General features: G+C 43.2%; 20 protein-coding genes. 14 read left to right on the top strand and 6 right to left on the bottom strand.

Annotation, left to right across the window (positions count from 1 at the left end; translation table 11 throughout):
• Nucleotides 1-3: 3 nt before the first annotated feature.
• Nucleotides 4-705 (bottom strand): ABC transporter ATP-binding protein, encoded by a 702-nt coding sequence (locus ACYQ0H_RS08255; protein WP_459812373.1) that lies wholly within the window; start codon nt 703-705, stop codon nt 4-6.
• Between the two features lie 81 nt (nt 706-786).
• Nucleotides 787-1,686, bottom strand: a complete 900-nt coding sequence (locus ACYQ0H_RS08250; RefSeq protein WP_459812372.1) for a LysR family transcriptional regulator — start codon at nt 1,684-1,686, stop codon at nt 787-789.
• 292 nt (nt 1,687-1,978) lie between these two features.
• Here ACYQ0H_RS08250 and ACYQ0H_RS08245 point away from each other — a divergent pair, with 292 nt between their 5' ends.
• The 9 genes from ACYQ0H_RS08245 (at nt 1,979) to ACYQ0H_RS08205 (ending at nt 14,957) form a co-directional block, all read left to right on the top strand.
• On the top strand, nt 1,979-2,656 hold the full coding sequence (locus ACYQ0H_RS08245; RefSeq protein WP_459812371.1) for a F0F1 ATP synthase subunit A: 678 nt from the start codon (nt 1,979-1,981) through the stop codon (nt 2,654-2,656).
• Nucleotides 2,657-2,757: 101 nt separating this feature from the next.
• Nucleotides 2,758-2,976 carry an ATP synthase F0 subunit C gene (atpE, locus tag ACYQ0H_RS08240; protein ID WP_459812370.1) on the top strand — a complete coding sequence of 73 codons (219 nt, stop codon included), beginning with the start codon at nt 2,758-2,760 and terminating at the stop codon, nt 2,974-2,976.
• Nucleotides 2,977-3,048: 72 nt separating this feature from the next.
• Nucleotides 3,049-3,534: a F0F1 ATP synthase subunit B gene (gene atpF / locus ACYQ0H_RS08235; RefSeq protein ID WP_459812369.1), complete on the top strand. Its 486-nt coding sequence runs from the start codon at nt 3,049-3,051 to the stop codon at nt 3,532-3,534.
• Nucleotides 3,531-4,037: a F0F1 ATP synthase subunit delta gene (locus ACYQ0H_RS08230; RefSeq protein WP_459812368.1), complete on the top strand. Its 507-nt coding sequence runs from the start codon at nt 3,531-3,533 to the stop codon at nt 4,035-4,037. The genes atpF and ACYQ0H_RS08230 overlap by 4 nt, the downstream gene beginning before the upstream one ends.
• A gap of 37 nt (nt 4,038-4,074) precedes the next feature.
• Nucleotides 4,075-5,574 carry a F0F1 ATP synthase subunit alpha gene (gene atpA / locus ACYQ0H_RS08225; RefSeq protein WP_459812367.1) on the top strand — a complete coding sequence of 500 codons (1,500 nt, stop codon included), beginning with the start codon at nt 4,075-4,077 and terminating at the stop codon, nt 5,572-5,574.
• Nucleotides 5,575-5,579: 5 nt separating this feature from the next.
• Nucleotides 5,580-6,464 carry an ATP synthase F1 subunit gamma gene (gene atpG / locus ACYQ0H_RS08220; protein WP_459812366.1) on the top strand — a complete coding sequence of 295 codons (885 nt, stop codon included), beginning with the start codon at nt 5,580-5,582 and terminating at the stop codon, nt 6,462-6,464.
• A 24-nt stretch (nt 6,465-6,488) separates the two neighbouring features.
• On the top strand, nt 6,489-7,883 hold the full coding sequence (gene atpD, locus ACYQ0H_RS08215) for a F0F1 ATP synthase subunit beta (RefSeq protein ID WP_459812365.1): 1,395 nt from the start codon (nt 6,489-6,491) through the stop codon (nt 7,881-7,883).
• Between the two features lie 3 nt (nt 7,884-7,886).
• Nucleotides 7,887-8,297, top strand: coding sequence for a F0F1 ATP synthase subunit epsilon (locus tag ACYQ0H_RS08210; RefSeq protein ID WP_459812364.1), 411 nt, complete (start codon nt 7,887-7,889; stop codon nt 8,295-8,297).
• Nucleotides 8,298-8,723: 426 nt separating this feature from the next.
• On the top strand, nt 8,724-14,957 hold the full coding sequence (locus ACYQ0H_RS08205) for a leucine-rich repeat protein (protein ID WP_459812363.1): 6,234 nt from the start codon (nt 8,724-8,726) through the stop codon (nt 14,955-14,957).
• A 123-nt stretch (nt 14,958-15,080) separates the two neighbouring features.
• Here ACYQ0H_RS08205 and htpG read toward each other — a convergent pair whose 3' ends face one another.
• Nucleotides 15,081-16,967, bottom strand: coding sequence for a molecular chaperone HtpG (gene htpG, locus ACYQ0H_RS08200; protein WP_459812362.1), 1,887 nt, complete (start codon nt 16,965-16,967; stop codon nt 15,081-15,083).
• Nucleotides 16,968-17,289: 322 nt separating this feature from the next.
• Between htpG and metF the strand changes: the two genes are divergently transcribed.
• The 5 genes from metF to ACYQ0H_RS08175 all read left to right on the top strand — a co-directional run bounded on the left by metF (nt 17,290) and on the right by ACYQ0H_RS08175 (nt 21,799).
• The gene (gene metF, locus ACYQ0H_RS08195) at nt 17,290-18,150 is read left to right on the top strand and encodes a methylenetetrahydrofolate reductase [NAD(P)H] (protein ID WP_459812361.1); all 861 of its coding nucleotides are present in this window, start codon (nt 17,290-17,292) and stop codon (nt 18,148-18,150) included.
• A gap of 17 nt (nt 18,151-18,167) precedes the next feature.
• Complete coding sequence (locus tag ACYQ0H_RS08190; RefSeq protein ID WP_459812360.1) at nt 18,168-19,223, top strand: CPBP family intramembrane glutamic endopeptidase; 1,056 nt, start codon at nt 18,168-18,170, stop codon at nt 19,221-19,223.
• A 182-nt stretch (nt 19,224-19,405) separates the two neighbouring features.
• Nucleotides 19,406-19,840: an RrF2 family transcriptional regulator gene (locus ACYQ0H_RS08185; protein ID WP_459812359.1), complete on the top strand. Its 435-nt coding sequence runs from the start codon at nt 19,406-19,408 to the stop codon at nt 19,838-19,840.
• 591 nt (nt 19,841-20,431) lie between these two features.
• Nucleotides 20,432-21,283 (top strand): shikimate dehydrogenase family protein, encoded by an 852-nt coding sequence (locus ACYQ0H_RS08180; protein WP_459812358.1) that lies wholly within the window; start codon nt 20,432-20,434, stop codon nt 21,281-21,283.
• A gap of 15 nt (nt 21,284-21,298) precedes the next feature.
• Nucleotides 21,299-21,799: a shikimate kinase gene (locus ACYQ0H_RS08175; protein WP_459812356.1), complete on the top strand. Its 501-nt coding sequence runs from the start codon at nt 21,299-21,301 to the stop codon at nt 21,797-21,799.
• A 125-nt stretch (nt 21,800-21,924) separates the two neighbouring features.
• On the opposite strand, the gene ACYQ0H_RS08170 is transcribed toward ACYQ0H_RS08175, so the two are convergent.
• From ACYQ0H_RS08170 to ACYQ0H_RS08160, 3 genes are all read right to left on the bottom strand, one after another.
• Nucleotides 21,925-22,725: a hypothetical protein gene (locus ACYQ0H_RS08170; protein ID WP_459812355.1), complete on the bottom strand. Its 801-nt coding sequence runs from the start codon at nt 22,723-22,725 to the stop codon at nt 21,925-21,927.
• Nucleotides 22,726-22,876: 151 nt separating this feature from the next.
• Complete coding sequence (locus ACYQ0H_RS08165) at nt 22,877-23,605, bottom strand: NAD-dependent protein deacylase (RefSeq protein WP_459812354.1); 729 nt, start codon at nt 23,603-23,605, stop codon at nt 22,877-22,879.
• A 1-nt stretch (nt 23,606) separates the two neighbouring features.
• Nucleotides 23,607-24,875 carry an ABC transporter substrate-binding protein gene (locus tag ACYQ0H_RS08160; RefSeq protein WP_459812353.1) on the bottom strand — a complete coding sequence of 423 codons (1,269 nt, stop codon included), beginning with the start codon at nt 24,873-24,875 and terminating at the stop codon, nt 23,607-23,609.
• Between the last annotated feature and the right edge of the window lie 2 nt (nt 24,876-24,877).

The raw sequence follows: 24,877 nt of genomic DNA, 5'->3' as shown, positions 1-24,877 counted from the left end.
GATCTACCATTCAATAGTTGAAACATCTGCGGGACTTCCGTTAAGGACAACCTTATCTACTTTGCTGTTTTTAACATGGATAACTCTATCTGCCATGGGGGTAATCGCTGAGTTGTGAGTTATAACGATAACTGTCATTCCGTTTTGGCGGCAGGTATCCTGAAGCAGCTTGAGTATGGTTTTTCCCGTATTGTAGTCAAGCGCTCCCGTAGGCTCGTCGCAAAGCAGAAGCTTGGGGCGTTTTGCAAGGGCTCTTGCTATTGAGACCCTCTGCTGCTCTCCGCCGGAAAGCTGTGAGGGGAAATTGTTCATTCTGTCCTCTAAGCCTACGCTTTTAAGCACTTCCTCAGGAGATACCGCTTCGGGGCATATCTGAGTAGCGAGCTCTACGTTTTCAAGTGCGGTAAGATTAGTCACAAGATTATAGAACTGAAAAACGAAGCCTATATCGAACCGTCTGTAAGCTGTAAGCTGACGGCGGCTGTATTTGGCGATATCATTTCCATCGACTATTATCTCGCCCTCGTCGCAGGTATCCATACCGCCCAGCATATTCAGTATAGTTGTTTTTCCGGCTCCGCTGGCGCCTACTATGACCGCAAATTCGCCCTTGTTTATTTCAAAGTCAACACCGTCCGAAGCGTTTATTGTTATCTCTCCCATACGGTAGCGTTTATATACGTTTTTAAACTGTACAAAGCTCATAGCCATTCCCCCTTGACGATTTTAATCATTATACTATAAGCGTTCGCATATTTCAATAATGTATTGTTAACTAAAAACTAATTATTCAGATGCGCTTTTTGAAACACATTCAAGGAAGTCGCGCATTACGGAATTAACGGGGTACTTTGTACAGGTAACCGCACAGATACTTCGGTGAGGAAGAGGCTCTTTCAGCTTTACTTCAAATATATCTCCCCGTTTTATATCGTCAGCAGCGATCTTTTTCGGAATAAAGCCGATACCGAGGTTATTTCTTACCAGCGGCAGTACAAGGCTTAACGAAGCAAGCTCTATATCGGGTCTGAGAAGGATATTGTGAAGCCTGAAAATATGATCAAGATAGTGGCGGGTAGTCGTTCCTTCCTGAAGCGAGATAAGGGGGTACATTGAAATATCGTGCATTGAGATAGTCTTGCCCAGAAGGCAGGAAAATTCATTTCCGGCAACAAGAATATCCTGAAGCGTATCCAGAACTGTAATGCTCAGCTGCTCCTTATCGGCAAAGGGGGAGGTAACGACCGCTGCGTCGATAAGATTTGACCTCAGCGCTTCAATTGCGTCGGGAGTAGTCATATTGTCTATTTTTATTTTTACCATAGGATTCAGATGATGAAATTCGATAATGTGCTTGATCGTATAGCTGTGCATTGCCGCTTCGGATACTCCCAGGCGTATTATTCCGCTCTTTGACTTGTTGAAAATAGATATTTCCTCTTCGGCGGTAAAAATATGCTTGCAGGCTATCTGGATATGCTTGAAAAGCAGCTCGCCCTCAGGGGTGAGCGATACGCCTTTTTTGCTTCTTATAAAAAGAGTGCAGTTAAGGTCGTCCTCCAGATTTGATATGCATCGGCTTACGCTTGGCTGTGAAAGATAAAGCGCAGCGGCGGCGGAGGTAATATTCTTCATTTTAGCAACAAAGTAAAAGACCTTGTAATGCTCAAAATTTATTGCCGACATAATAAAAAACTCCTTTGGATGTGAAAAATTCAGCTGTTGTTCAGCATTTTTGAAGGTCATCTATAGCGACAGCGTATGATAGCTATAGAAAATATGTATTTTACAAATGGTTATAAAAGTATTATAATATATAAAGATAAAAATTACAAGTGAAAATTATTTGTTAAGTAAAATATCAGACAAATATAAAATCAACGGCGATTTTAAAGTATTATCTTTTGTTAACAACATTGATAGGCGATATTCGCAGTGGTTTTATTTTTTTGCAGTCATTTTCGAGGGAGGCGCTGATATGGAAAAAATTGCAGACGAGCTGCTTGCCGCACTGGATAACGAAACGGCGTTCAAGCTGTTCGGGATAATTCCCGTTCCTGTATCCTGTGCGGTCACATGGATAATAATGGCGGCGGTGGCCGCGGCATCGGTTTTATTTACCCGAAAGCTTGAGCTTGTGCCGAAAAGGCCGCAGATGATAATAGAGTCCTTCGTAGGTTTTCTCAGGAACTTTTTCAGGGATATACTCGGCGAGGAGGGAATGTGCTATTTTCCGTGGCTTGCGACGGTAATGATATATATCGGCGCCGCAAATATAATCGGACTTTTCGGCTTTACTCCGCCTACCAAGGATCTTAACGTAACGGCAGGACTGGCGGCAATGAGCATAATTCTTATTGAAGCTTCGGGAATAAGGGCAAAGGGAACGAAAAAATGGCTCAAAAGCTTTGCAGAGCCTATACCGCTTATTGCTCCGATAAATATTCTTGAGCTTGTTATCAAGCCGCTTTCGCTTTGTATGCGTCTTTTCGGAAACGTTTTAGGAGCGTTCGTTGTAATGGAGCTTGTCAAAGCGGTATGCCCGGCAGTTCTTCCGCTTCCGTTTTCGGCGTATTTCGATATATTCGACGGTTTTATTCAGGCTTATGTCTTTGTATTTCTTACGTCGCTTTTTATCAAGGAAGCTATTGAATAAAGCCGGTACAAAACATATGAAGGCTTGCTGTGCGTGATTTTACGCATAACATAGAAAAGACTGCGGACGATACGGCCGCAGAGAGAAAAGGAGTGTTTTTTATGATGGTTGCTATTGGAGCTGCTATCGCAGTATTGACAGGTATTGGTGCGGGTATCGGTATAGGTATCGCTACTTCTCACGCAACGGAGGCTATTGCACGACAGCCTGAGGCAAAGGGAGATATAAACAAGGCGCTGCTGCTCGGCTGCGCTCTTGCCGAGGCTACGGCTATTTACGGCTTTGTAATAGCGCTTATGATCATTTTGTTCCTTAGATGACCGTAAGATAGTAATTCAAAGTGAAAGGCTGGTGAGCTCTTACTCGTCAAAGAGGAGTATTGAGCGGAATTTATGTTGAGTTTAGACTGGAGCGTTGTGTGGATAATAGTAAATCTGCTGGTGCTTTATGCGCTTCTGAAAAGGTTTCTTTTTAAGCCGGTCTGCGAAATGATGGATAAGCGGGCGAAGCTTATACAGGACAGTCTTGATGAGGCTGAGGAAAAAAAGTCCGAGGCTGAAAGGCTCAGGGAGGACTATAAGGCGGCGCTTGAAAACGCCCGTAGGGAGGCCGCTGAGATAACGGAAGCCGCAAAAGCCGGAGCAGCCGGGGAATGCGAAATAATGCTTGAAAACGCAAGAGCCGAATCCGCAAGGCTTATAAGCGATGCTGAAAGATCTATTGAAAACGAAAGAGCAAGGGCGATGGACGGCGCTAAATACGAGATCGCCGATCTTGCACTGCTTGCCGCAGCAAAGGTATTAAGTCAAAAAGCAGACAGTATCGACGGCCGAGAGCTTGCGGAAAGCTTTATTTCCGAGGCAGGTGAGCCGGAATGATAACCTGCGCTGCTGAAAACTGCGGGAAAGTGCTGTATTCCTTAAATATACCCGAATCAGATATTATTGAATCGGAGAGGCTGTGGAACGTTTCGGCGCAGCTTCGGGAGGCGCTCTGCTGTCCGGCGGTATCGCTGAGAGAGAAGTATTCGGTAATTGATAAGCTTTTTCCAACAAGCGTCGGGGCATTTCTAAAGGTAATATGCGGCTTCGGTCATATAGATGCGCTTTCTGAGATATTTGAAGCTTATAAGGAGCTTATGCTTAAAAGCAGGGGGATAGTTAAGGCGGTCCTGTACTGCGCAAAAGCGCCCGATAAGGAAACGGAAAAGAAGTTCCGTGAAATGCTCTGCCGCAAATACGGGGCTGACGGAGCTGAGCTTGAAATATGTACCGACAGCTCGCTTATCGGAGGATACAGGCTGTGCGTCGGAGATACAGAATACGATAAAAGCGTTGCGGGCGCACTGAAGGCTCTGCATAAAAAGCTTGCTGAGGGTTAGCTGACGGAGCAGGGCGATTAATTTGGAGGTGAGTGATTTGGGCAGGAGTCAGAGCGATATTATTTCGGTGCTTAAAAGCGAGATCTCGGATTTTGAGCTGAAGATGCAGGTCTCTGAAACAGGCAGGATCATAACTATAAACGACGGGATCGTCAATATATACGGACTTAATCACGTTATGTACGGGGAGCTTGTCGAGTTTGAAACGGGAGTCAAGGGAATAGTACAGAATATTGAAAGCAAAACAGTAGGCGTTGTTCTGTTAGGCTCGGATCACGGTCTTACCGAGGGCGCTAAAGTTGTCAGAACGGGAAGAAGGGCAGGCGTTCCGGTAGGAGAAGAGCTTATCGGGCGGGTAGCCGACGCCTTAGGCTCGCCTATTGACGGACTCGGGCCTATAAAGGAAGCGGATTTTTATCCTATTGAAAGAGAAGCTCCCGGCGTTGTTAACAGAAAATCAGTATCTGTACCGCTTCAGACGGGTATTCTTGCAATAGACTCTATGTTTCCGATAGGCAGGGGTCAGAGAGAGCTTATAATCGGCGACCGCCAGACCGGAAAGACCGCTATTGCCGTAGACACTATCATCAATCAGAAGGATCAGGATATGATATGCATTTACGTTGCGATAGGTCAGAAGGCGTCGACTGTCGCAAAGCTGGTGAACGATCTTAAAAAGCACGGAGCTATGGATTATACAATTGTAGTTTCTGCTATGGCTTCTGATCCTGCACCTTTACAGTATATAGCGCCGTATTCGGGTACGGCTATGGCGGAATACTTTATGGATAAAGGAAAGGATGTACTTATCGTATATGATGATCTTTCCAAGCACGCTGCGGCGTACAGGGCCATGAGCCTGCTTTTGCAGCGTTCACCGGGAAGAGAAGCTTATCCCGGAGATGTTTTCTATCTCCATTCAAGACTTTTGGAGCGTTCCTCACGGCTTGACGATAAGCACGGAGGCGGGTCTATAACTGCGCTTCCTATAATAGAAACTCAGGCGGGCGACGTATCGGCGTATATCCCTACAAATGTTATTTCTATCACCGACGGACAGATATTTCTTGAATCACAGCTGTTTTTCTCAGGCATAAGACCTGCGGTAAACGTAGGACTTTCGGTATCGAGAGTAGGAGGAGCGGCTCAGACCAAGGCCATGAAAAAGGTCGCAGGAACGCTGCGTATCGACCTTGCCCAGTTTAGGGAAATGGAAGTTTTCACGCAGTTCAGCTCAGAGCTTGACAAGACGACTAAAGAGCTGCTGGAGCATGGAAACCGTCTGGTCGAACTGCTGAAGCAGCCGCTTTGCAGACCTCTTCCGCTTCATGAGCAGGTAATTCTGCTTTGTATAGCCAAGCACAGGCTTATGCTGGATATTCCGATCAAGGAAATAAAGAAGTTCAGAGCGGATATAATAAGCTATTTTGAGGTAAATTATCAGGAAATAGTTGACGAGATAAACGAAACCAAGCAGCTTTCCGACGGGCTGGAGGAAAGGATCATAGCCTGTACACGGGAATTTAAAGGCAGGTAAGGGCTATGGCTAACGTAAGAGAAATAAAAGAGCGGACAGACAGTATTAAAGATATAATGAAGATAACCAACGCAATGTACCTTATATCGTCTTCAAAGCTAAAAAAGGCAAAGAAAAGCCTTGAAGCAACAGTACCGTACTTTGAGCAGCTTCAGTCAACGATACATCATATTTTAAAGCATACTCCTGAATTTGAACACGTTTATTTTGACAGCAGAGAAAGTAAACCGGAGGATAAGAAAACCTACGGCTATATTGTAATTACCGGTGACAAGGGACTTTGCGGCTCGTATAATCACAATGTTCTCAGACTTGCGGAACAGGAAATGGCAAAGCATAAGAACACCTGCCTTTTCGTTGTGGGACAGGTCGGAAGGCAGTATTTCTCAAGGCGCAGGGTCACTATAGACGGCGAATTCCTTTATACCGCTCAGAATCCGACGCTTTACCGAGCAAGAAGCATTGCCGAAACGCTTATAGACCTTTATCTGAAGGAAAGACTGGACGAGGTCTATGTAATTTATACAAAGATGATCTCTTCTGCAAAACTTGAGCCTGAGGTAATCAAGCTTCTTCCGATGGAAAGGGAAAGTTTCAGAACGGCTATGGGAAGAACTCCTCATCACTCTGCCGTTTTTTCTCCGTCGCCTGAAAAGGTAATGGATCACCTTGTTCCCAATTACCTTAAGGGTCTTATGTACGGAGCGCTTATCGAGGCGTTTTCAAGCGAGCAGAATGCCCGTATGACCGCTATGGACGCCGCTACCGCCAGCGCCGGAGATATGATAAAGGAACTGGATCTTCTCTACAACCGGGCAAGGCAGGCGGCTATTACTCAGGAGATAACGGAGATAGTCAGCGGCGCTAAGAGCCAGCAGAAAAAACACTGATCCGAAAGGAGCATAGTAAGATATATGGAAAAGGGCAGAATCGTTCAGATATTAGGACCTGTTGTCGACGTTGAGTTTCCGGAGGGCAGACTTCCGATGATAAAGGACGCTCTAACAGTCGAGCTTAACGGCAGAACGCTTTATATGGAAGCAGCTCAGCAGATGGGAAACAGCATTGTGCGTTCAATTATGCTTGCTTCGAGCGAGGGACTTGAAAAAGATATGGAGGTTACTGCGACAGGTTCCTGTATTAAGGTACCTGTGGGAAAGTGTACTCTTGGAAGAATGTTCAATGTTCTGGGACAGGAGATAGACGGCAAGGAGCCTGTTGAAGCAGAGGACAGATGGGAGATCCATCGGAATCCTCCTAAATTTGAGGAGCAGAGTCCGGCAGTTGAGATACTTGAAACGGGTATCAAGGTAATAGATCTTCTTGCACCCTACTCAAAGGGCGGAAAGATAGGACTTTTCGGCGGAGCGGGAGTAGGAAAGACCGTACTTATTCAGGAGCTAATCAGAAACGTTGCCGCAGAGCACGGCGGATATTCTATCTTTACGGGGGTTGGCGAGCGTTCCCGTGAGGGCAACGACCTATGGCATGAAATGAAGGACTCGGGAGTTCTCGGAAAGACTGCTCTTGTATTCGGTCAAATGAACGAGCCGCCCGGATCGAGAATGAGGGTAGCGCAGACTGGTCTTACTATGGCGGAGTATTTCCGTGACAAGGAGCGTCAGAACGTTCTGCTGTTTATCGATAATATTTTCAGATATGTTCAGGCAGGCTCGGAGGTTTCGGCGCTTCTTGGAAGAATGCCGTCGGCGGTCGGATATCAGCCTACTCTCGCCAACGAGGTAGGAGAGCTTCAGGAGAGGATAACCTCTACTAAGAACGGTTCGATCACGTCTGTCCAGGCGGTTTACGTTCCTGCGGATGACCTTACAGACCCTGCTCCTGCGATTACCTTTGCTCATCTTGACGCCACAACGGTGCTTTCAAGAAAGATAGTTGAACAGGGAATTTATCCGGCAGTCGATCCGCTTGAATCCACGTCGAGGATACTTGAGCCGGACGTTGTAGGAGAGGAGCATTACGAAATCGCCAGAAAGGTTCAGGAGCTTTTGCAGAAGTATAAGGAGCTTCAGGATATTATCGCTATTCTTGGAATGGAGGAGCTTGACGAGGAGGATAAGCTGGCGGTCGCCAGAGCCAGAAGAATACAGAAGTTCCTTTCGCAGCCTTTCCACGTTGCCGAGAATTTCACAGGACTTAAAGGAAAGTACGTTCCTCTGAAAGAAACGCTCAGGGGCTTTAAGATGATAATCGACGGAGAAACGGACGAATATCCCGAAGCGGCGTTTCTTATGGCAGGAAGCATTGACGACGTTATTGAAAAGGCGAAGCAGCTTGAGGGGGAATGATGAATGGAAAAAACATTTCATCTTGATATAATAGCCAGCGACAAATATTTTTTCAGCGGAGAATGCGAAGAGCTGATATTTCCCGGAACAGACGGTTCATACGGAATACTCCCTGGACACGAGCCGATGATAAGCTGTCTTTCGTCGGGAGAGCTTCGGTTCAAAACAGACGGTGAATGGCGTTCGGCGGCGGTAAGCGACGGGTTTCTTGAAATAATGCCGAAGTTTGTTAAGATACTTGCCGATACTGCCGAGCGTCCGGAAGACATAGACCGCAGGCGTGCTGAGGCGGCAAAGGAAAGGGCGGAAGAGCGTCTGCGTCAGAAGCTTAGCATAAGGCAGTATTATCACACTCAGGCTGCACTTAATCGTGCAATGGCAAGGCTTAAAATTACAAGCAGGTCTGCAAAATAAAGTCAGTTGCACCGCCGCAAAATGCACAAAATTGCGGCGGCGTTTTTGTGCAGTCATACGAAAATCTTACTAAAAATAAAAAAATTATAAAAAACGGTATCAAATCAGGCTTGTGAGTTGTTTTATATATAGAGAGCGCAAAAACAGTTTGCAGAAAATAAAATATAAAAACTGAACAGAAGAGGAAAGCGTCCCGTGAAATTGCTTATTTTGCGGGGCGTTTTTTTGTATAATCTGACGAAATATTAAAAGGTATATATTTTTTATCAAAAACTATTGCAATTTATGGATATATATGTTACAATAAATTACGACCAATTTCGACATCAATATGAAACGAAAGCAAATATTTCAATTGTACGGAATTAAAGGCTTTTGTTAAGAGCCGAAAAGGTAAAAAATTATTGTAAAGGGGTTATCTAAAAAATGAAAAGATTTACGGCGGCGTTTCTTGCGCTTATACTGACCTTCGGAAGTCTGTGCCTGCCGGCGGACTTATTCGACGGTTTGTTTATGAGAGCAGGGGCGTATACTTATGGGGACTATCTGTATAGGGTGCTTGATGACGGAACGGTGGAGATAGCAGGCTATAACGGCTCGGCAAGCGTTCTTAATATTCCGGGGGGGATTGACGGGAGGTTGGTGACAAGTATAGGGAATAGGGCATTTTATAAATGCACAAGCTTAACCCAAATAACGATTCCGGATAGTGTGACTAGTATAGGAGACAGTGTATTTAAGAATTGCATGAACTTAACTAGAATAACAATACCGGACAGTGTAACAAGTATAGAAGGTAGTGCATTTTATAATTGCACAAGCTTAACGGAAATAACAATACCGGACAGTGTAACAAGTATAGAAGCTTATACATTTTATTATTGCACAAGCTTAACTAAAATAACAATACCTGATAGTGTAACAAGTATAGGAAATCGTGCATTAGAAGGTTGCAAAAGCTTAACCCAAATAACGATTCCGGACAGTGTAACAAGTATAGGAGATTGTGCATTTAGCTATTGTACAAGTTTAACTAAAATAACAATACCAGACAGCGTAACAAGCATAGGAGGAGGAGCATTTTCTCAATGTACAAGCTTAACTATGATGATAATACCGGACAGTGTAACGAGCATAGGAGAGAGGACATTTTCTAATTGCACAAACTTAACCCAAATAACGATACCTGATAGCATAACAGGTATAGGATATTATGCATTTTATTATTGCACAAGCTTAGCTGAAATAACGATACCTGATAGTGTAACAAGTATAGGATATCATGCATTTAATAATTGCACAAGCTTAACTGAAATAACGATACCTGATAGTGTAACAAGTATAGGAGATGTGGCATTTTATAAATGCACAAGCTTAACCCAAGTAACAATACCTGATAGTGTAACAAGTATAGGAACTGGGGTATTTTCTAATTGCACAAGTTTAACCGAGATAACGATACCGGATAGCGTAACTAGTATAGGAAAACTTGCATTCAGTTATTGCACGAATTTAAAAACAATAAAAATTCCTTCTAGTGTAACAAGTATAGGAAATGATGCATTTTCATACTGCCCTAACCTCACTCTTATCTGTAAAGAAGGCAGCTATGCTCATACCTATGCTAAGGATAATAATATTCCCTACAGGCTTACCAATGCGGACGCTCCCGACGAGCTTACTATAGCTCTCGACAAGGATTCCTACCTCTACACCGGAAGCGAGATAAAGCCGGCGGTAACGGTAACGGACGGGGATATCAAGCTGAAGGAAAATACAGATTATACTCTTTCCTACAGGGACAACGTAAATATTGGAACAGGGTCTGTAACGGTAAAATTCAAGGGCGATTACAAGTCGCAGAAGACCGTTAAGTTTAAGATCACAGATGTTAAGGTTCCGAAGAAGCCGGAGGAAGGGGACTCTCTTTTCATAAGGGTAGTCGATATAAACGGCAAGGAAATTAAGAAGTTCAATTATATGTATGGTTTTGGTTTAGGAGAAACTGAAAAGGGATATATTATATTAAATAATATTGATACCGGCAAATCGTTTTCGGTTTTTGCAGACGGGTATTATGATCACAATATAGACCTGAAGCAATACGAAGGAACCGGCACTAATGTAGAAACTATAATGCTGTTCAAGGAAAGCGATGAGCCTCATAAGCTGCAGTCAGCCTATGTAAAACTTGACGGAATTAGAAATATACTTAATCAGGATCAGACAATTCTTGTAAATGAGGATGACGCAGATTCGTATACAAAGGATATAGAGTTCCAGTTTAAGGTTTTGGGTCATGAGAAGTACGCTATTTGCTATAATCTTTGCAAAAAGGATGAAGAAGGAAATAAAACAAAAATCGGTTCAGCAGGAAAAGACGGTAAGCTGACTGTAAAAGCAAACGAGCTTGAAGCAAGTAATTACTACTGTGTAGAAGTTGAATCGGCAGACGGAAAGGTCACATATACTGATCTGACAATGAAAGTAGTAAGGGTAAAAGAATCTGACTACGGGATGTTCAGTATTTCCAGCGGATCGCTTGATTTTCAAATACCTGCCGACGTTCCCATTATAGGCGGAAGTAAAATGTCGCTGGGAAAAGCAAGTTCGCCAGTCAAAATAAAATATCACAAAGACGGTACAGTTCAGGTAGCTGTAGGAGATACCAAAAACTTCGTAAAAAAAGATGACGATCTCGGAGAAGTTAAAAAATTTGTGAACAGCGCGAAGCTGAATGTTAATATCGGGGATTTTAAAGGCTCTGTTGAGTACAAAAAAATAAAGAAAAACGCAATTGTCGGAAGATTTCTGATGTTTGATAATGCAAAAATAAATTTAGTAGGATATGGAGAAGGCAAGGTTAATTCTGACGGTAGCGTAAATTTAGACGTTGCTATCGTTTTGACCTTTGAGGCTGCCGGGAACATATCAAAATCAGTGCTTATCGGAACTATGCCAGTATATATGGAGCTTGGCTACGACTTTGCTGTTCATGTAACTCGCGATGTAGAGTTTGACAGTATGAAGGGACTAAGCCTTAAGGATTGGAGTGACGAGCTTACGCTTGATTCCTCGGTAAATATTACGCCCTATATATCGGTAGGAATGAAATATTTCAATGCGGGGTTATATGGAAATATCAATTTAAAGACCCGTGCAACTCTGATGTCATATGTAGAATCAAAAAACGGCTTTAACCTTATAACCGCAGGCGCAGAAGTAGGAGCGAGGGCAGATGTTGGCCCGTTTAAGGCTAAAGTACCTATTTGGAAGACCGACGGAGATTATGTTATTTATGACTGCTATAAATCTTCCCGTCTCGCCTCTTTCAATGCTATGCAATCTATGAAAACTGCTGATAATATGGCAGCTCTGTTCAAAATGGAAAACTATTCTCTCAGCACGGATATACCCGAGGGATCTTTCAGCGGCGGAGAGGTAGCCTCTAATACAGTTACAGAAATAATCAACGGCTGTACCGCAAATGCCGGACCGCAGATAATTTCAAACGGCAGAACAACGCTTATGCTCTATCTTGATAAGGACAGCAACAGAACGGATATAAATTCAAACGTGCTTATGTACTCGGTTTATAATGAGAGTACGGATAAATGGTCCGAGCCGCAGCAGGTCGACGGCAACGAGCTGCTTGACAACAGGGCTCATCTTTATACAGACGGAGATAAAATATATCTTATGTATGAGGAGGCGTCAGGCGTTCTTCCCGATAACGCTACAGTAGAGGATTTCGCAGCGTCGCTTGAGATAGTATATGCTCGGTTTAACGAAGAAACCGGAAGCTTTGAGAACATTGAAAAGCTGACGGATAATGGGGTCATGGACTCAAGGCCGATCATAACAAATACTGACGGAGTGCTGACAGCGGTATGGGTATCCAATGACGATCCTGATTATTTCGGACTTAACGGAACAAATAAAATAATGTACAGCACAAATTCCGGCAGCGGTTGGAGCGTTCCCGAGGTATTGGCTGAAAATCTCAGCTGCGTAACAGATCTGTCAGCAGGCATGCTTTCGGGTAAACCCGTTGTTTCTTATATTACAGATTCGGACAATGACCTTGTAACCGAAGGTGATAAACAGCTTAAAATCTGCACCTTGGACGGTAAAAATACTTTGGTGTGTGAAGGAAATGCTGACAATGTTCAGTTTACTGTTCTTCCTGGAACGGATTCTCAGTCTTTGACCTGGTATGAGGACGGCTTTATCAAATATCTGAACAGCTTAACAGGAGATCCGGATCTTGTTTGCGAGGGAGCGGATTACAGCGTAGGTTCAGACTATATCATAACAGGTGATAAAATATATTTTATATCAAGAAACAATGATTCCACAGACCTTATGCTTGTTAATTATGAGGACGGCTGGAGCGAGCCGGTAAGTATTGCAAAGTCGGTTTCGGACAGCTATTTCGAGCAGCTTTCGGCAGCGGGAGATACTGCGGTTATGCTCAAGAATAAAGTTGAGATCAGCGATAACGACTTGAATACCCAGTCGGATATTGTAAGCTATCGTTACTGCGGAGTTACCGACCTCAGGGTCAATAAGGTTTATTATGATTACGAATATGCGGTGCCCGATTATCAGATGCCGCTGTATATCAGTGTTACAAACGCCGGAACCAAAACGATAAACGGCGTACGCGTAAATATATATAAGGGCGAAGAGAGCGTTTATGCAAAGGATATATCGTACGTTATCCGTGCAGGTGCAGAAGAGGAGATTCTTGTGCTGCTGGATACTGACGAAAACTTCTATACGGGAGATTACAGGATAAGCGTTCAGCCGCTCAGCTCAGAGGATATTAAACCTGACGATAACGAAACCGTATTTTCCTGCGGACTTGCCGACCTTGAGGTCAATACAAGCGAGTTTGTAGCAGGAAACGGAGGAACCGTGACCGTTAGCGTAAAAAACAATTCGTATATTCCGGTAAGCGGATCAAAGCTTTCGGCTGAGGACGAGAACGGAAACGTATTGAAGACAATTGAAGTTCCTGAAATATCAGGCGGGGGGATTGAAGTATTTAATATTCCCGTCAGCGAGCTTCTGAACGATGATGATTCCGAAAAATTTATACGGTTCAATCTAATTACTCAGGCTGACGAGTATGATATTATAAATAATTCGGCAGTTGAAAATGTAAAAAGGTATGCGGCTTCAATAGAAACGTGCAGTACCGAGCTGTCGCAGACCCAATTTACATATGATTCAAACGCTAAAACTCCTACTGTAACAGTAAAGGACGGAGAGAAAGTTCTGACAGAAAATAAGGACTACAGCGTTGAGTATTCGGACAATATAAATGCCGGAACCGCTTCTGTAACTGTACAAGGTATCGGAAGGTATTCGGGAAGCGTTACAAAAAGCTTTAAGATACTGCGGAAGAAGGTAGGGGAGCTTTCGGTAACAGTTGCAGGAAACGGTTTTACATACAGCGGAAGTCCTGTTGCTCCGGAAATTACCGTTAAAGACGGAGATAAGACGCTGTCGATGGGTAAGGATTATTACCTTGTTTACAGTAATAATGTAAATGCGGGTACAGCAAATGTAACGGTAGTCGGAACAGGAAATTATATTGAGGCAGTTACAGAGAACTTTACTATCAGCCGCAGAAGCGTTTCAAGCGGACTGACCTTCTCGTATACACAGAATTGTGTGTACAGCGGTAATGCTTATTGCCCTGCCGTTACCGTAAAAAACGGAGATACGGTTCTTTTACGGGGCAGTGATTATTCGGTATCCTATAACAGCAATATAAACGCCGGTACAGCAAATATTATAATTAGAGGACTTGGCAACTATACGGGAACCGTAATCAAGAGCTTTGTTATATCTCCGAGAAGTATCGCTTCCCTGGACATCGGAGGTATAGAGGATAAGTATATTTACACAGGCAGCCCAATTGTTCCGTCACCGACGCTTAAATACGGCGCAGAGCAGCTTGTAAGAAATACAGATTTCGGCGTTTCTTACAAATTGAATACCGCTATAGGCAAGGCTTCCGTAATTATAACCGGCAAGGGAATTTATATGGGAACTGTAACAAAGACCTTTGAGATCGTCCCGAAAACTCCTGTATTTAAGGAGGAATACACTTCGGTTACCGATGCGGTAAGAATAAACTGGGAAAAGGTCGATAACGCAACGGGATACCGTATTTACAGATATAATGAGAAGAATAAATCGTGGGTGAATATTCAGACGATAAGCGATAACAGCGTTCTTACATATCGCGACGAGGGGCTGAAGCCGGGTACAGTTTATAAATATAAGGTCAAGGCATACAAAAGTATAAATGATGTGATTTACTGGGGATATGCGTCCTCAGAAAAGCCGACTGCAACTGCGCCGGAAAAGATCACATTTACTAAGGCTAACCGTTCAACGACATCTGTCCGTCTGTTCTGGGACGAGGTTGCCTGCACAGGCTATAAAGTTCAGCAGTACGATACTTCATCTAAAGAGTGGAAAACGGTTCAGCTCGTGCCTTACGGAACGGCAGAACTGAAAATTTCGGGACTGAAAAGCAGTACCCAGTACAAATATCGTATTCAGGGATATACAAAAGTACCGGACAGCGAAAACAAAAAGGGCGCATGGTCTGATACATTTACGGTAAGCACTACGTCATAAACTAAGCAGGATCATAGTGTTAACGCTCCGGAGCAATAGTGTTCCGGAGCGTTTTTGTAATTATAACTATGAATTTCGGTATCTGTTCCGCAGAAATTATACGGCGCTGCAATAATATTTATATCAGACCATAAGTCCGCAGATAAGATCTGCAAACTCTACGGGATTTTCAACGCTGAGTCCCTCGATAAGCAAAGCCTGAGAATAAAGAAGCTTCGTATAGTCTTTAAGCTTGTCCTTATCGGCGGAATAAAGCTCTTTCAGCTTTTCAAATACAGGGTGTGAAGCGTTAAGCTCAAGGCATTTTTCTGCCTTGACTTCTTTTCCCTCATTCTGCGGCATAGAATTAAGAACCTTTTCCATTTCAATTGTAATATTGCCTTCAGCGGATAGGCATACAGGGTGGCTCTTAAGCTTCGAGGACAATCTTACGTTCTTTACCTTGCCCTCAAGAGCCTCGGTCATGAATTTGAACATATCCTGATTTTCTTCTGAGGTCTTTTTAGCTTCTTCCTTTTCCTCTTCGGTTTCAAGGTCAAGATCGCCGTCGGAAATTGACTTGAATTTCTTATCCTTGTACTGCATCATTACCTTGATGGCAAATTCGTCAACGTCCTGTGTAAAGTAAAGCACCTCGTAGCCCTTGTCCTTTACTCTTTCAAGCTGAGGCAGCATTTCAATTCTCGAAATGCTTTCTCCGCAGGCATAATAGATCTCCTCCTGCCCTTCCTTCATTCTGGAAACGTATTCGGCAAGGGTAACGTTCTTACCGTCGAAGGAGGACGGGAACATAAGCAGATCCTCAAGAGTATCCTTGCTTGCGCCGTAGGACTGATAAATTCCGAACTTAAATTGCAGGCCGAAGGTCTCATAGAATTTAAGATACTTTTCACGGTCGTTTTTAAGCATTTTGGCAAGCTCGTTCTTTATTGATTTTTCAAGATTCTTTGCAATGATCTTAAGCTGTCTGTCATGCTGAAGAAGCTCTCTTGAAATATTCAGCGACAGATCCTCCGAATCAACAAGACCCTTTACAAAGCTGAAGTGATCCGGCAGCAGATCGGCGCATTTTTCCATTATAAGCACGCCGCTGGAATAAAGCTGAAGTCCCTTTTCATAATCCTTTGAATAATAGTCAAAGGGGGCTCTTGAGGGGATATAAAGCAGTGCGTCATATGTTGCGACGCCCTCGTTTTTGCTGTGAATATGTGCGAGAGGAGGCATATAATCCATAAACTTTTCGGTATAGAAGTTATTATAGTCCTCGTCTTTAAGCTCGGTTTTGTTTTTCTTCCAGATAGGAGTCATGCTGTTAAGAGTTTCATTTACAATATGCTTTTCCGGTTCGGCATTTTCGTCGTCGGGATAATGAGTATGCTCAACGTCCATTTTGATCGGGAAGCGGATATAGTCGGAATATTTTTTAACAAGCGACTGTATCTGATACTGGTCGAGATATTTATCGTAATTATCATCATCGGTATTGTCCTTCAATTTCAGAACTATTTCAGTACCGAAGCCTTCCTTGTCAAATTCCTCTATTGTATAGCCGTCTACACCGTTTGACTGCCATTTCCAGCCCTTATCGGAGCCATAGGCTTTAGTATAGACCGTTACTTCTTTTGCTACCATAAAGGTAGAATAGAAGCCGACTCCGAACTGGCCGATAATGTCCACGTCGTCGCCCAGATCGTTGTCCTTTTTGAATTTAAAGGAACCGCTGTTTGCGATAGTTCCCAGATTGTTTTCAAGCTCCTCATCGGTCATTCCGATACCGTTGTCTGAAACAGTAAGCGTACGGTTTTCCTTATCGGCTTCAAGACGGATCGCAAAATCGTCTTTTTTCATGCCGATCGAGGTATCGGTAAGCGACTTAAAATAAAGCTTGTCTATAGCGTCGCTGGCGTTTGAAATAAGCTCTCTCAGAAAAATCTCTTTATGAGTATAAATAGAGTTTATCATCATATCGAGAAGCCGCTTTGATTCCGCTTTGAACTGTTTTGTTTCCATTATTGATCAAACCTTTCTTTCAGAAGTTTTAGCACTCTCTCTACCAGAGTGCTAACTATAATCTTATTATACAACGCTTTTGATAAAATGCAATAGTTATAATAAAATAGATACTCTTTATTTACTTTTACTTAATAATTGCCGGCGCACAATAATTTGCATTTCATATACTTAATGTGTTATAATATAAGTTAACGGCGATAAAATAGGTTTACGGTAAAAACGATCCAAGTCCTGATAATTACCGCTGTATTTCCAATTAATGCTATACGGCGGCAGGATCTGCCGTACAGCGCATAAGCAGAAAGGAAAGCTGTAAAAAATGAAAATATCAAAGCTTTTTGAATCCCACAGACCTCAGTTTTCTTTGGAGGTTTTTCCGCCTAAGAAAAACGGAGGAATAGAAACAATATATGAAACGCTGGACGGACTAAGGGAACTGAAGCCTGCGTTTATAAGCGTTACATACGGAGCAGGAGGAAATATCGCTGACAATTCAACCTGCGAAATATGCTCTATAATAAAAAATAAATACAATATTATGCCGATAGCTCATCTTACATGCGTTAACAATACTAAAGAGGATATTGATTATATCCTTGATAAGCTGAGATCTGCGGGAGTTGAAAATATTCTGGCGCTGAGGGGAGATATAAATCCCGACAGTCCTCCTAAGAATGATTTCAGCCATGCCGACGAGCTGGTTTCATATATTAAGCAGAGAGGGGATTTCAGCGTATCCGCCGCCTGTTATCCGGAGGCGCACCCGGATTCAGAGAATATGATCTCGGATATTCTTCATTTAAAGCACAAGGTAGACTGCGGAGCTGAGCATCTTATTTCACAGCTTTTCTTCAATAACGAGGATTTTTATGAGTTCCGTGAAAAATGCAGGATAGCAGGTATAAATGTTCCGATCGAAGCGGGAATAATGCCTGTTACCTCCAAGAGCGGAATAATGCGTATGGTTTCAATGTGCGGTGCGTCTATTCCGAAAAAGCTTGCGAAAATGCTCAACCGCTTTGAAAATAATCCCAAGGCGCTTGAGGATGCCGGTATCGCTTACGCTATAGACCAGATAGTCGATCTGATCTCAAGCGACGCTGACGGAATACATCTTTATACAATGAATAAGCCGTATATCGCCCAGAAGATATTTGCGGCAGTAGAATCTATGAGATAACGTTCGGGAGGGCTTTGATGTTTTACAGCAATTTCGGCGGGACCAATTTTCAGAGCGATTATTACAATCAGCTTATGGACGCCCGCAGACGCGAAAAAAAGGCTATGTTTATAAACTGCTCCAAGCTGGGCATACTTTTGATCGTTTACAATCTGCTCAATTCCTTATTTCTCAATGTTTATTATCTTATCGTTTACGCTTATAAGAACGGAAGCCTGACGCTAAGCGTACGGACGGCGAAGATATATTTATCCCAGCAGCAGGAGCTTGTAAACTCGTCGGTATTTTCAATGGCGGGAAATTTATTTATTATATTTGTCAGTCTTGTTATTATTCTGATTATAGCGCGGTTTGCAATGAAAATAAATTTTTCGGAAATGATGCGTCCCAGAAAAGGAAACGCCGTTCAGGCAGTAAAATGGTTTCCGCTTTGCCTTACGCTTAATGTTCTTGTCAGTATTGTAATTTCCTATTTTACCTTTTACATGGATCAAATGGGCGTTACCGTTCCCGAAAGTGATCTTTCCATAAGACAGCCCAGTACGGCGGCGGTCGTACTTCAGATTGCGTATGTTATAATTTTAGGGCCGATTGCTGAGGAAATATTATACAGGGGGATAATTCTTACCCTTTTAAAGCCTTTCGGTAAATTTATGGCGGTTTTTTTCTCGGCGCTTATATTTGGACTTATGCACGGTAATATTCCTCAGGCGGCATCAGCGTTCGCCAGTGCGCTTATTTTCGGAGCGGTAGCTATTCAGTGCAACTCGATAATTCCTACCGTAATTATCCATATAGTCAACAATATGTTCGCAAGCTATATGGATTTTGCCGACGTTTACGGCTGGGCATATGCTCAGGAATTTTATATGGCGTTTGAGATACTTGTAATATTTATGGGCGTTTATGTGCTTTTCACAAACGGCTGGCGGCTCAGGTTCAATAACGACCGAACCTACGCAATGACCTCTACTCAGCGGTACGGAGCGGTATTTTCAAACGTTTTCATTCTTGTTTATTTCGCTATGATAATTTTTGAGTTTGTAAACAGCTTTATAATGGCTAATTCCTGATCGTAGATGATCGCTTTCTGTATTTTTTGAATATACGGCAAAAAGCAACTGAATCGATACTTGTAAAGCCGTTAAATAAAGTTGATTTGCATGTTTTAGACATTAGGTATTATTGACAAACGGCGGCGGACGGTGTAAAATAATCAATATGGAACGTTAATATCTGAGAAAGGTTGATTTTCTTGAAAATTTCCACAAAGGGAAGGTATGCGCTGCGGCTTATGCTGGATCTTGCAATGCACGACGACGGAAGCTATATTCCTATAAAGGATATTGCGAAACGTCAGTCGATCTCTGACAAATATCTTGAGCAGATCATATCAATACTCGGACGTGCAGGTTATGTAAAAAGCGTACGGGGAGCAGGCGGCGGATATAAGCTTGCTCATCCGCTGAAAAGTTATACGGTAGGAATGGTTCTCAGGCTTACGGAGGGCAGCCTTGCGCCGGTAGCTTGTCTTGACGACAATGTAAATACCTGCGAGAGAAGAAATGAATGTGCAACGCTTATGGTGTGGGAGAAGCTTTACGAGGCTATCAACGGAGTTGTCGATTCCATTACCCTTGAAGATCTGGCGGAATATCAGAGATCTCTGGCTTCGGATTATGTTATATAAAGCTTATAATAAAGACCTTCAGCAAAACGGGTAAGCGCAGACAGGGCGGTCTGCTGCTGCCCGTTATTTTAATATAACAAAGCTGATATCCCCCCGACTCTAAAGCGTCAGGCTGCATTTTTGTCTTTAAGCAGTTGATATGATCTTCGGCTGTTTGCTGAATTACAGGGCAATTCTTATTATTGAAGCAGTGCGGTTTTGCTTCCTTATGTCTTTATTATACAGCTTTATCGGCATTTTGTCAAGAACTAATGTTCATAAATTAGCACGAATGTTTTTGGAGATCTATAGAGATCCTGCACAAATTTATAAAATTTTACTGCAAATCGTAATACTCGGAAATCTAAAATATACAAATAAAATAAATGGGTATTTCAGCGAAAATGATATGAGATCTCTGCCTTTTCCCCGACGTATGGCGTAAAAAGGACAGCTCAGATTTATTTGTTGGGGATATTGATTTTCTTGAAATTAATAAAATCTTTCTTGACATAAAAGGACTGCGGTTATATAATTAAAGCAATACCGTTAAATATAAGTCTGATATACATATGATCGCGGAGCTTTCCGCAGGCAGGAGCAGGAATAAAAATGACAAGAAAATACGCTATTTTAGGTGAAACACTCAGGCACACAATGTCGCCGCCGATCCATGCAAGGCTTTTTGAGCTTAGGGGGAGAAGCTTTGAATACGAGGTAGTCGAGGTCAATGCTCAGGAGCTTGCTGATAAAGCGGAATATCTCAATTCAATGAGCGGTTATAATATAACTATTCCTCATAAGGTTGAGATTATAAAATATATTGACAGGCTGGGAGAATCTGCAAGGAGATACAATTCAGTAAACTGCGTTGATAATAAAAACGGCGTACTTACAGGCTATAATACCGACTGCGACGGGTTTCTTCATACGGTCAGGGCAATGGGAGCAAGTCTTTCCGGAGAGGTTCTGCTTATCGGATGCGGCGGAGTAGGCAGAATGGCAGCTATCGAATCCGCTCTTGCGGGAGCGGCTCTGAATATTGCGGTACTAAAGTCCGATCTGGAGCTTGCGGTACGGACTGAAAAGGAGATCAGGGCTGTTAAGCCTGACGCTCGGGTAAATATTGTACTTAATACGGAAATAGACGCTTCAAAGCGATATGATCTGCTTGTAAACGCCTGTCCTGTTGGAATGTATCCGAGGGTAAACGCTTGTCCGGTTTCTGATGAAGTTATTGAACGTGCGGACTGCGTTTTTGACCTTATCTATAATCCCCGTGAAACGCTGCTTGTACAGAAGGCAAAGGCAATGGGCAAAAGAGCTGCGGGAGGAATGGCTATGCTGGTATGGCAGGCGGTATCTGCTCATGAAATATGGGATTCGGATAAGTATACCGACGATGAAGTAAAAGCCATAATCAAAGAAATGGAAGCGGCTGTCGAAAAGAATTTTAAGATATAAACGGGAGTGAAGTCTTTGAACTCAAAAGCGGTTTATTTATGCGGCTTTATGGGCTGCGGAAAATCTACGGTAGGAAAGCTTCTGGCAAGGCGTCTGGGAGCAGGCTTTACCGATCTGGATATTTACATAGAAAAAAGCGTTGGAATGAGCATTCCCGATATTTTTGAAAAGCTGGGGGAGAAATATTTCAGGGAAGCAGAGGCTAAGGCTCTGGAGGAGCTGGGCCGCAGCGGAGGAGTTATAGCGGCAGGCGGAGGCGCTTTGCTTTCAGACAGAAATGCCGAAGCTGCAAAAAGGACGGGAACGGTAGTATTTATAGATACGCCCTTTGAGGTATGCTATAACCGTATAAAGGAGGACAAAAATCGTCCTATAGCATACAGCTCTACAAGGGAACAGCTGCTTGAAAGGTATAATTACCGAAGACCGCTGTATATAAAGAATTCTCATATAACTGCTGACGGGAACGGAACGCCTATAGAGATCACGGCTGAGATCGCAGGGCTTATTGTATAAAGCGGCAGGGTATATTCGCAGTCATATAAAAATAACGGGCAAACGCAGTTTCCCCTCTGACAGCAGAACAACGTGATATCGTTTGTTCTTGCAGGGGACATAGTGCGTTCGCCCGTTTTTAAATATTACTGATTTTTGCTTTCCGCAGAGGGTACGGAGCTGTTTTCATACTGCTCGGGATTTTTTATTTCCATTGACGGGTCAATAATTCCTGCCGAGTATTCAAGATTGAACAGCTTCCATTTGCCTCTTACCTTGCCGACATAGCAGGTATATCTGAAATTATCTGTTTTCTTTGAACCTGAGAAGGTAACGTCGGCAATAACTGAATATGCTTCACTTACAGACGGAACGGAGCCGTATTTGCTTTTGTATTCCGCCAGGCTGAAATCTTCAAGCAGAGTTTCCTTTCCGCAGGTTACATTAACTGTAAAGCCTTCGCCGTATTCTTCTGTAAAGTCTTTGAGAAACTCTCGCATATACTCGTCCTTTTCGTAGCCGAGGGTTTCGCGTTCGTCCTCGTATTCCTTTTTCATATCAGACGGAAAGCAGTCGGTAAAGTCGTCAAAACTGCGTTGGCTTATAGAAGTAAAATACTGATTTATGACGTCGGTTTTCTTTCCTCCCGAAAGCGTACCGTTCTTTATCAGAACTAAGACCACCATTGCAGCTGCAACTACTGCAATAATTATCAGGGTATTTCTTCTGGCTCTCGGGTCTGTACGTTCTGTATGGGTTTTCTTCTTATTTTGTTCACGTCTGCGGTCGTAAAATTCCTTTTTTTCCTCATCGGTCATAAAACGTTCAGGCTTGGTTGCTTTCTTGTATTTTGCAAGGGATTTGGATTTCACTTCTTTGCCGTAGCCGCACTTTGTGCAGTAGCTGCCTTCATAGTAGCTTCCGCAGGATCTGCAAATTTTAGACATATTAAACCGCTCCGATACGGAGCATTCTCCTTTCAGATTATCAAGGCAATACCACGCAAGGATCATTCATAAAGCCGTCAGCCGATAATTATCAGGTATTGTCTTAAATTTTATTGTACTTCATTGCGGGGTTTTTGTCAACAGGTGTATTTCAGACCGCAATATTTTTAAGCACCTTTCCTACCGAATCATGAATTACAAGGTCTGCAGTTGAGTCCATAGCTGTAGAGTCACGGTTTATAAGCACAAGGCTCTTTCCGCGGAAATACCGTATCATTCCCGCCGCCGGATAAACGGTTAGGGAGGTTCCCGCTATAATTAAAGTATCGCTTTGGGAAATCGCCGCCAGCGCTTTGCTTACGGTATCGTCGTCGAGCTGTTCCTCGTAAAGCACAACGTCAGGCTTTATTATTCCTCCGCAGGAGCAGCGTGGTATCCCTGCGGAGTTCAGCATAAACTCCGCCGTATACATTCTGCGGCATTTCATGCAGTAATTTCTGTGTACAGAGCCGTGAAGCTCAAGCACGTTTTTGCTTCCTGCCGCCTGATGAAGTCCGTCGATATTCTGGGTCACGACTGCCGACAGCTTACCGTATTTTTCAAGCTCCGCAAGCTTATAATGAGCCGGGTTTGGCTCTGCGCTCAGACAAAGCATTTTATCACGGTAAAAGTCGTAGAATTTTTCGGTATTACGGTCAAAATAGCTTCTGCTCAGGATAGTTTCGGGAGGAACATCATATTTTTGGCTATACAAGCCGTCTGCCGACCTGAAATCAGGAATACCGCTTTCGGTAGATACTCCTGCACCCCCGAAAAATACGATATTACGGCTTTCATCAATTATTTTCTGAAGAGCTTTCAAAATATCACCTTCCTGCATTTCAGCCGTTTGTTTGGATAATTTCTGTAAAACTACGGTAAAGTTCGGGGCTTACCTCTGATACATCGGCATTATTGTAGTACATTTCATCAAAAGCCGATTTAAATTCGGAAATAAGCTCCGAGTTTTCAAGCGCCGGATCAATACAGCCGATCTTATCAGAATTCTCGGCTAGCTTTTCGTTTGCTTCAAACTGTATTCCGCTAAGCATATCCTTAGCTTCAAGGACTTCAAGAGCGGATCTGCTTAACGGAATGCCCTTTTCAAGTCCCTGAGCTGACGTCATTTCCTCGCTGTTCACCAGAAAGTCCAGCAGTTTTGCCGCTGCTTCGGGAGATTCGGTATCACGCTTTATTGCATAAAGACTGGTAGGCTTAGCGTACCAGCCCGAAAGCGTACCGTCAATCGTAAGATAATCTCCCGCAGCTATTTCAAAGCCGTTTTTCTGAGCCGGAACGCAGTAATATTCCGCATCGGATATCCAGTACATAGTTCCTGCGGTTTTTCCGTTTTTAAAATCGTTCCTGTTGTACTTTTCGATAGGCTTAGAAACCTTTGCGTCTATCAGTGATTTATAGAACAGGAGCATATCAGCGACGTTTTCCTCAGAAAAGTTCAGTCCGCCGTTTTCTCCGATAAAGCTTCTTCCGCTTTTCTGCTCCTCATAGGCAACAGAGGCGAGCCACATTTGTTTAAGGTTAAGTTCAAGGGGATATATCCCGTCTGAAGACATTACCTCTGCGGCTCGGAAAAGGTCGTCCCACGTTTTTGGAAGCTCAAGCTCGTAAGAATCATAAATTGTTTTGTTATAGAACATTGTCTGAGCGTTCAGCGCGGTCGGGATCCCGTTAAGCTTTCCTCCGACAGTTCCGAATATCAGCGCTTCCTGACTGAAATTATCAAGGCGGATATATTCGCTCAGGTCGTTCAGATCGTAAAAGCCCTCTCCGTCAGGAGAATATTTATACAGCCAGTCATAGTTTATCTGCATTACGTCCGCTTCCGTATGAGAGGAAAGCTGAGCGTACATACGCTTCTGAAAGCCGGTCCATTCGCTGTATTCAGGAATTACGTCTATCTCCGGATTCTGAGCTTCAAACTGTTTTACGGCGTTTATCGTATAGTCGTTTCGTATATCCTTTCCCCACCATGAAAAGTAAATTTCAGAGGTACGGCGGGCAAGCTTTATTTCAGCTTCACCGGAGCAGGAGCACAGAAATAATGCTGCTGATACGGACAGCGCCAATAACGCTTTTAAACTGTATTTCATAA

The sequence above is a fragment of the Hominimerdicola intestinalis genome, from assembly GCF_054655215.1.
This window is presented reverse-complemented; position numbering and strand designations above follow the sequence as displayed.

What these genes read in the sequence shown, in the direction of transcription:
- ACYQ0H_RS08205 (WP_459812363.1), top strand. Translation starts at nt 8,724, where the DNA reads ATGAAAAGATTTACGGCGGCGTTTCTTGCGCTTATACTGACCTTCGGA.
- atpD (WP_459812365.1), top strand. Translation starts at nt 6,489, where the DNA reads ATGGAAAAGGGCAGAATCGTTCAGATATTAGGACCTGTTGTCGACGTT.
- atpG (WP_459812366.1), top strand. Translation starts at nt 5,580, where the DNA reads ATGGCTAACGTAAGAGAAATAAAAGAGCGGACAGACAGTATTAAAGAT.
- ACYQ0H_RS08180 (WP_459812358.1), top strand. Translation starts at nt 20,432, where the DNA reads ATGACAAGAAAATACGCTATTTTAGGTGAAACACTCAGGCACACAATG.
- ACYQ0H_RS08250 (WP_459812372.1), bottom strand. Translation starts at nt 1,686, where the DNA reads ATGTCGGCAATAAATTTTGAGCATTACAAGGTCTTTTACTTTGTTGCT.
- ACYQ0H_RS08165 (WP_459812354.1), bottom strand. Translation starts at nt 23,605, where the DNA reads ATGCAGGAAGGTGATATTTTGAAAGCTCTTCAGAAAATAATTGATGAA.
- ACYQ0H_RS08245 (WP_459812371.1), top strand. Translation starts at nt 1,979, where the DNA reads ATGGAAAAAATTGCAGACGAGCTGCTTGCCGCACTGGATAACGAAACG.
- ACYQ0H_RS08170 (WP_459812355.1), bottom strand. Translation starts at nt 22,725, where the DNA reads ATGTCTAAAATTTGCAGATCCTGCGGAAGCTACTATGAAGGCAGCTAC.
- atpE (WP_459812370.1), top strand. Translation starts at nt 2,758, where the DNA reads ATGATGGTTGCTATTGGAGCTGCTATCGCAGTATTGACAGGTATTGGT.
- atpF (WP_459812369.1), top strand. Translation starts at nt 3,049, where the DNA reads ATGTTGAGTTTAGACTGGAGCGTTGTGTGGATAATAGTAAATCTGCTG.
- ACYQ0H_RS08230 (WP_459812368.1), top strand. Translation starts at nt 3,531, where the DNA reads ATGATAACCTGCGCTGCTGAAAACTGCGGGAAAGTGCTGTATTCCTTA.
- ACYQ0H_RS08160 (WP_459812353.1), bottom strand. Translation starts at nt 24,875, where the DNA reads ATGAAATACAGTTTAAAAGCGTTATTGGCGCTGTCCGTATCAGCAGCA.
- metF (WP_459812361.1), top strand. Translation starts at nt 17,290, where the DNA reads ATGAAAATATCAAAGCTTTTTGAATCCCACAGACCTCAGTTTTCTTTG.
- htpG (WP_459812362.1), bottom strand. Translation starts at nt 16,967, where the DNA reads ATGGAAACAAAACAGTTCAAAGCGGAATCAAAGCGGCTTCTCGATATG.
- ACYQ0H_RS08190 (WP_459812360.1), top strand. Translation starts at nt 18,168, where the DNA reads ATGTTTTACAGCAATTTCGGCGGGACCAATTTTCAGAGCGATTATTAC.
- ACYQ0H_RS08255 (WP_459812373.1), bottom strand. Translation starts at nt 705, where the DNA reads ATGAGCTTTGTACAGTTTAAAAACGTATATAAACGCTACCGTATGGGA.
- ACYQ0H_RS08210 (WP_459812364.1), top strand. Translation starts at nt 7,887, where the DNA reads ATGGAAAAAACATTTCATCTTGATATAATAGCCAGCGACAAATATTTT.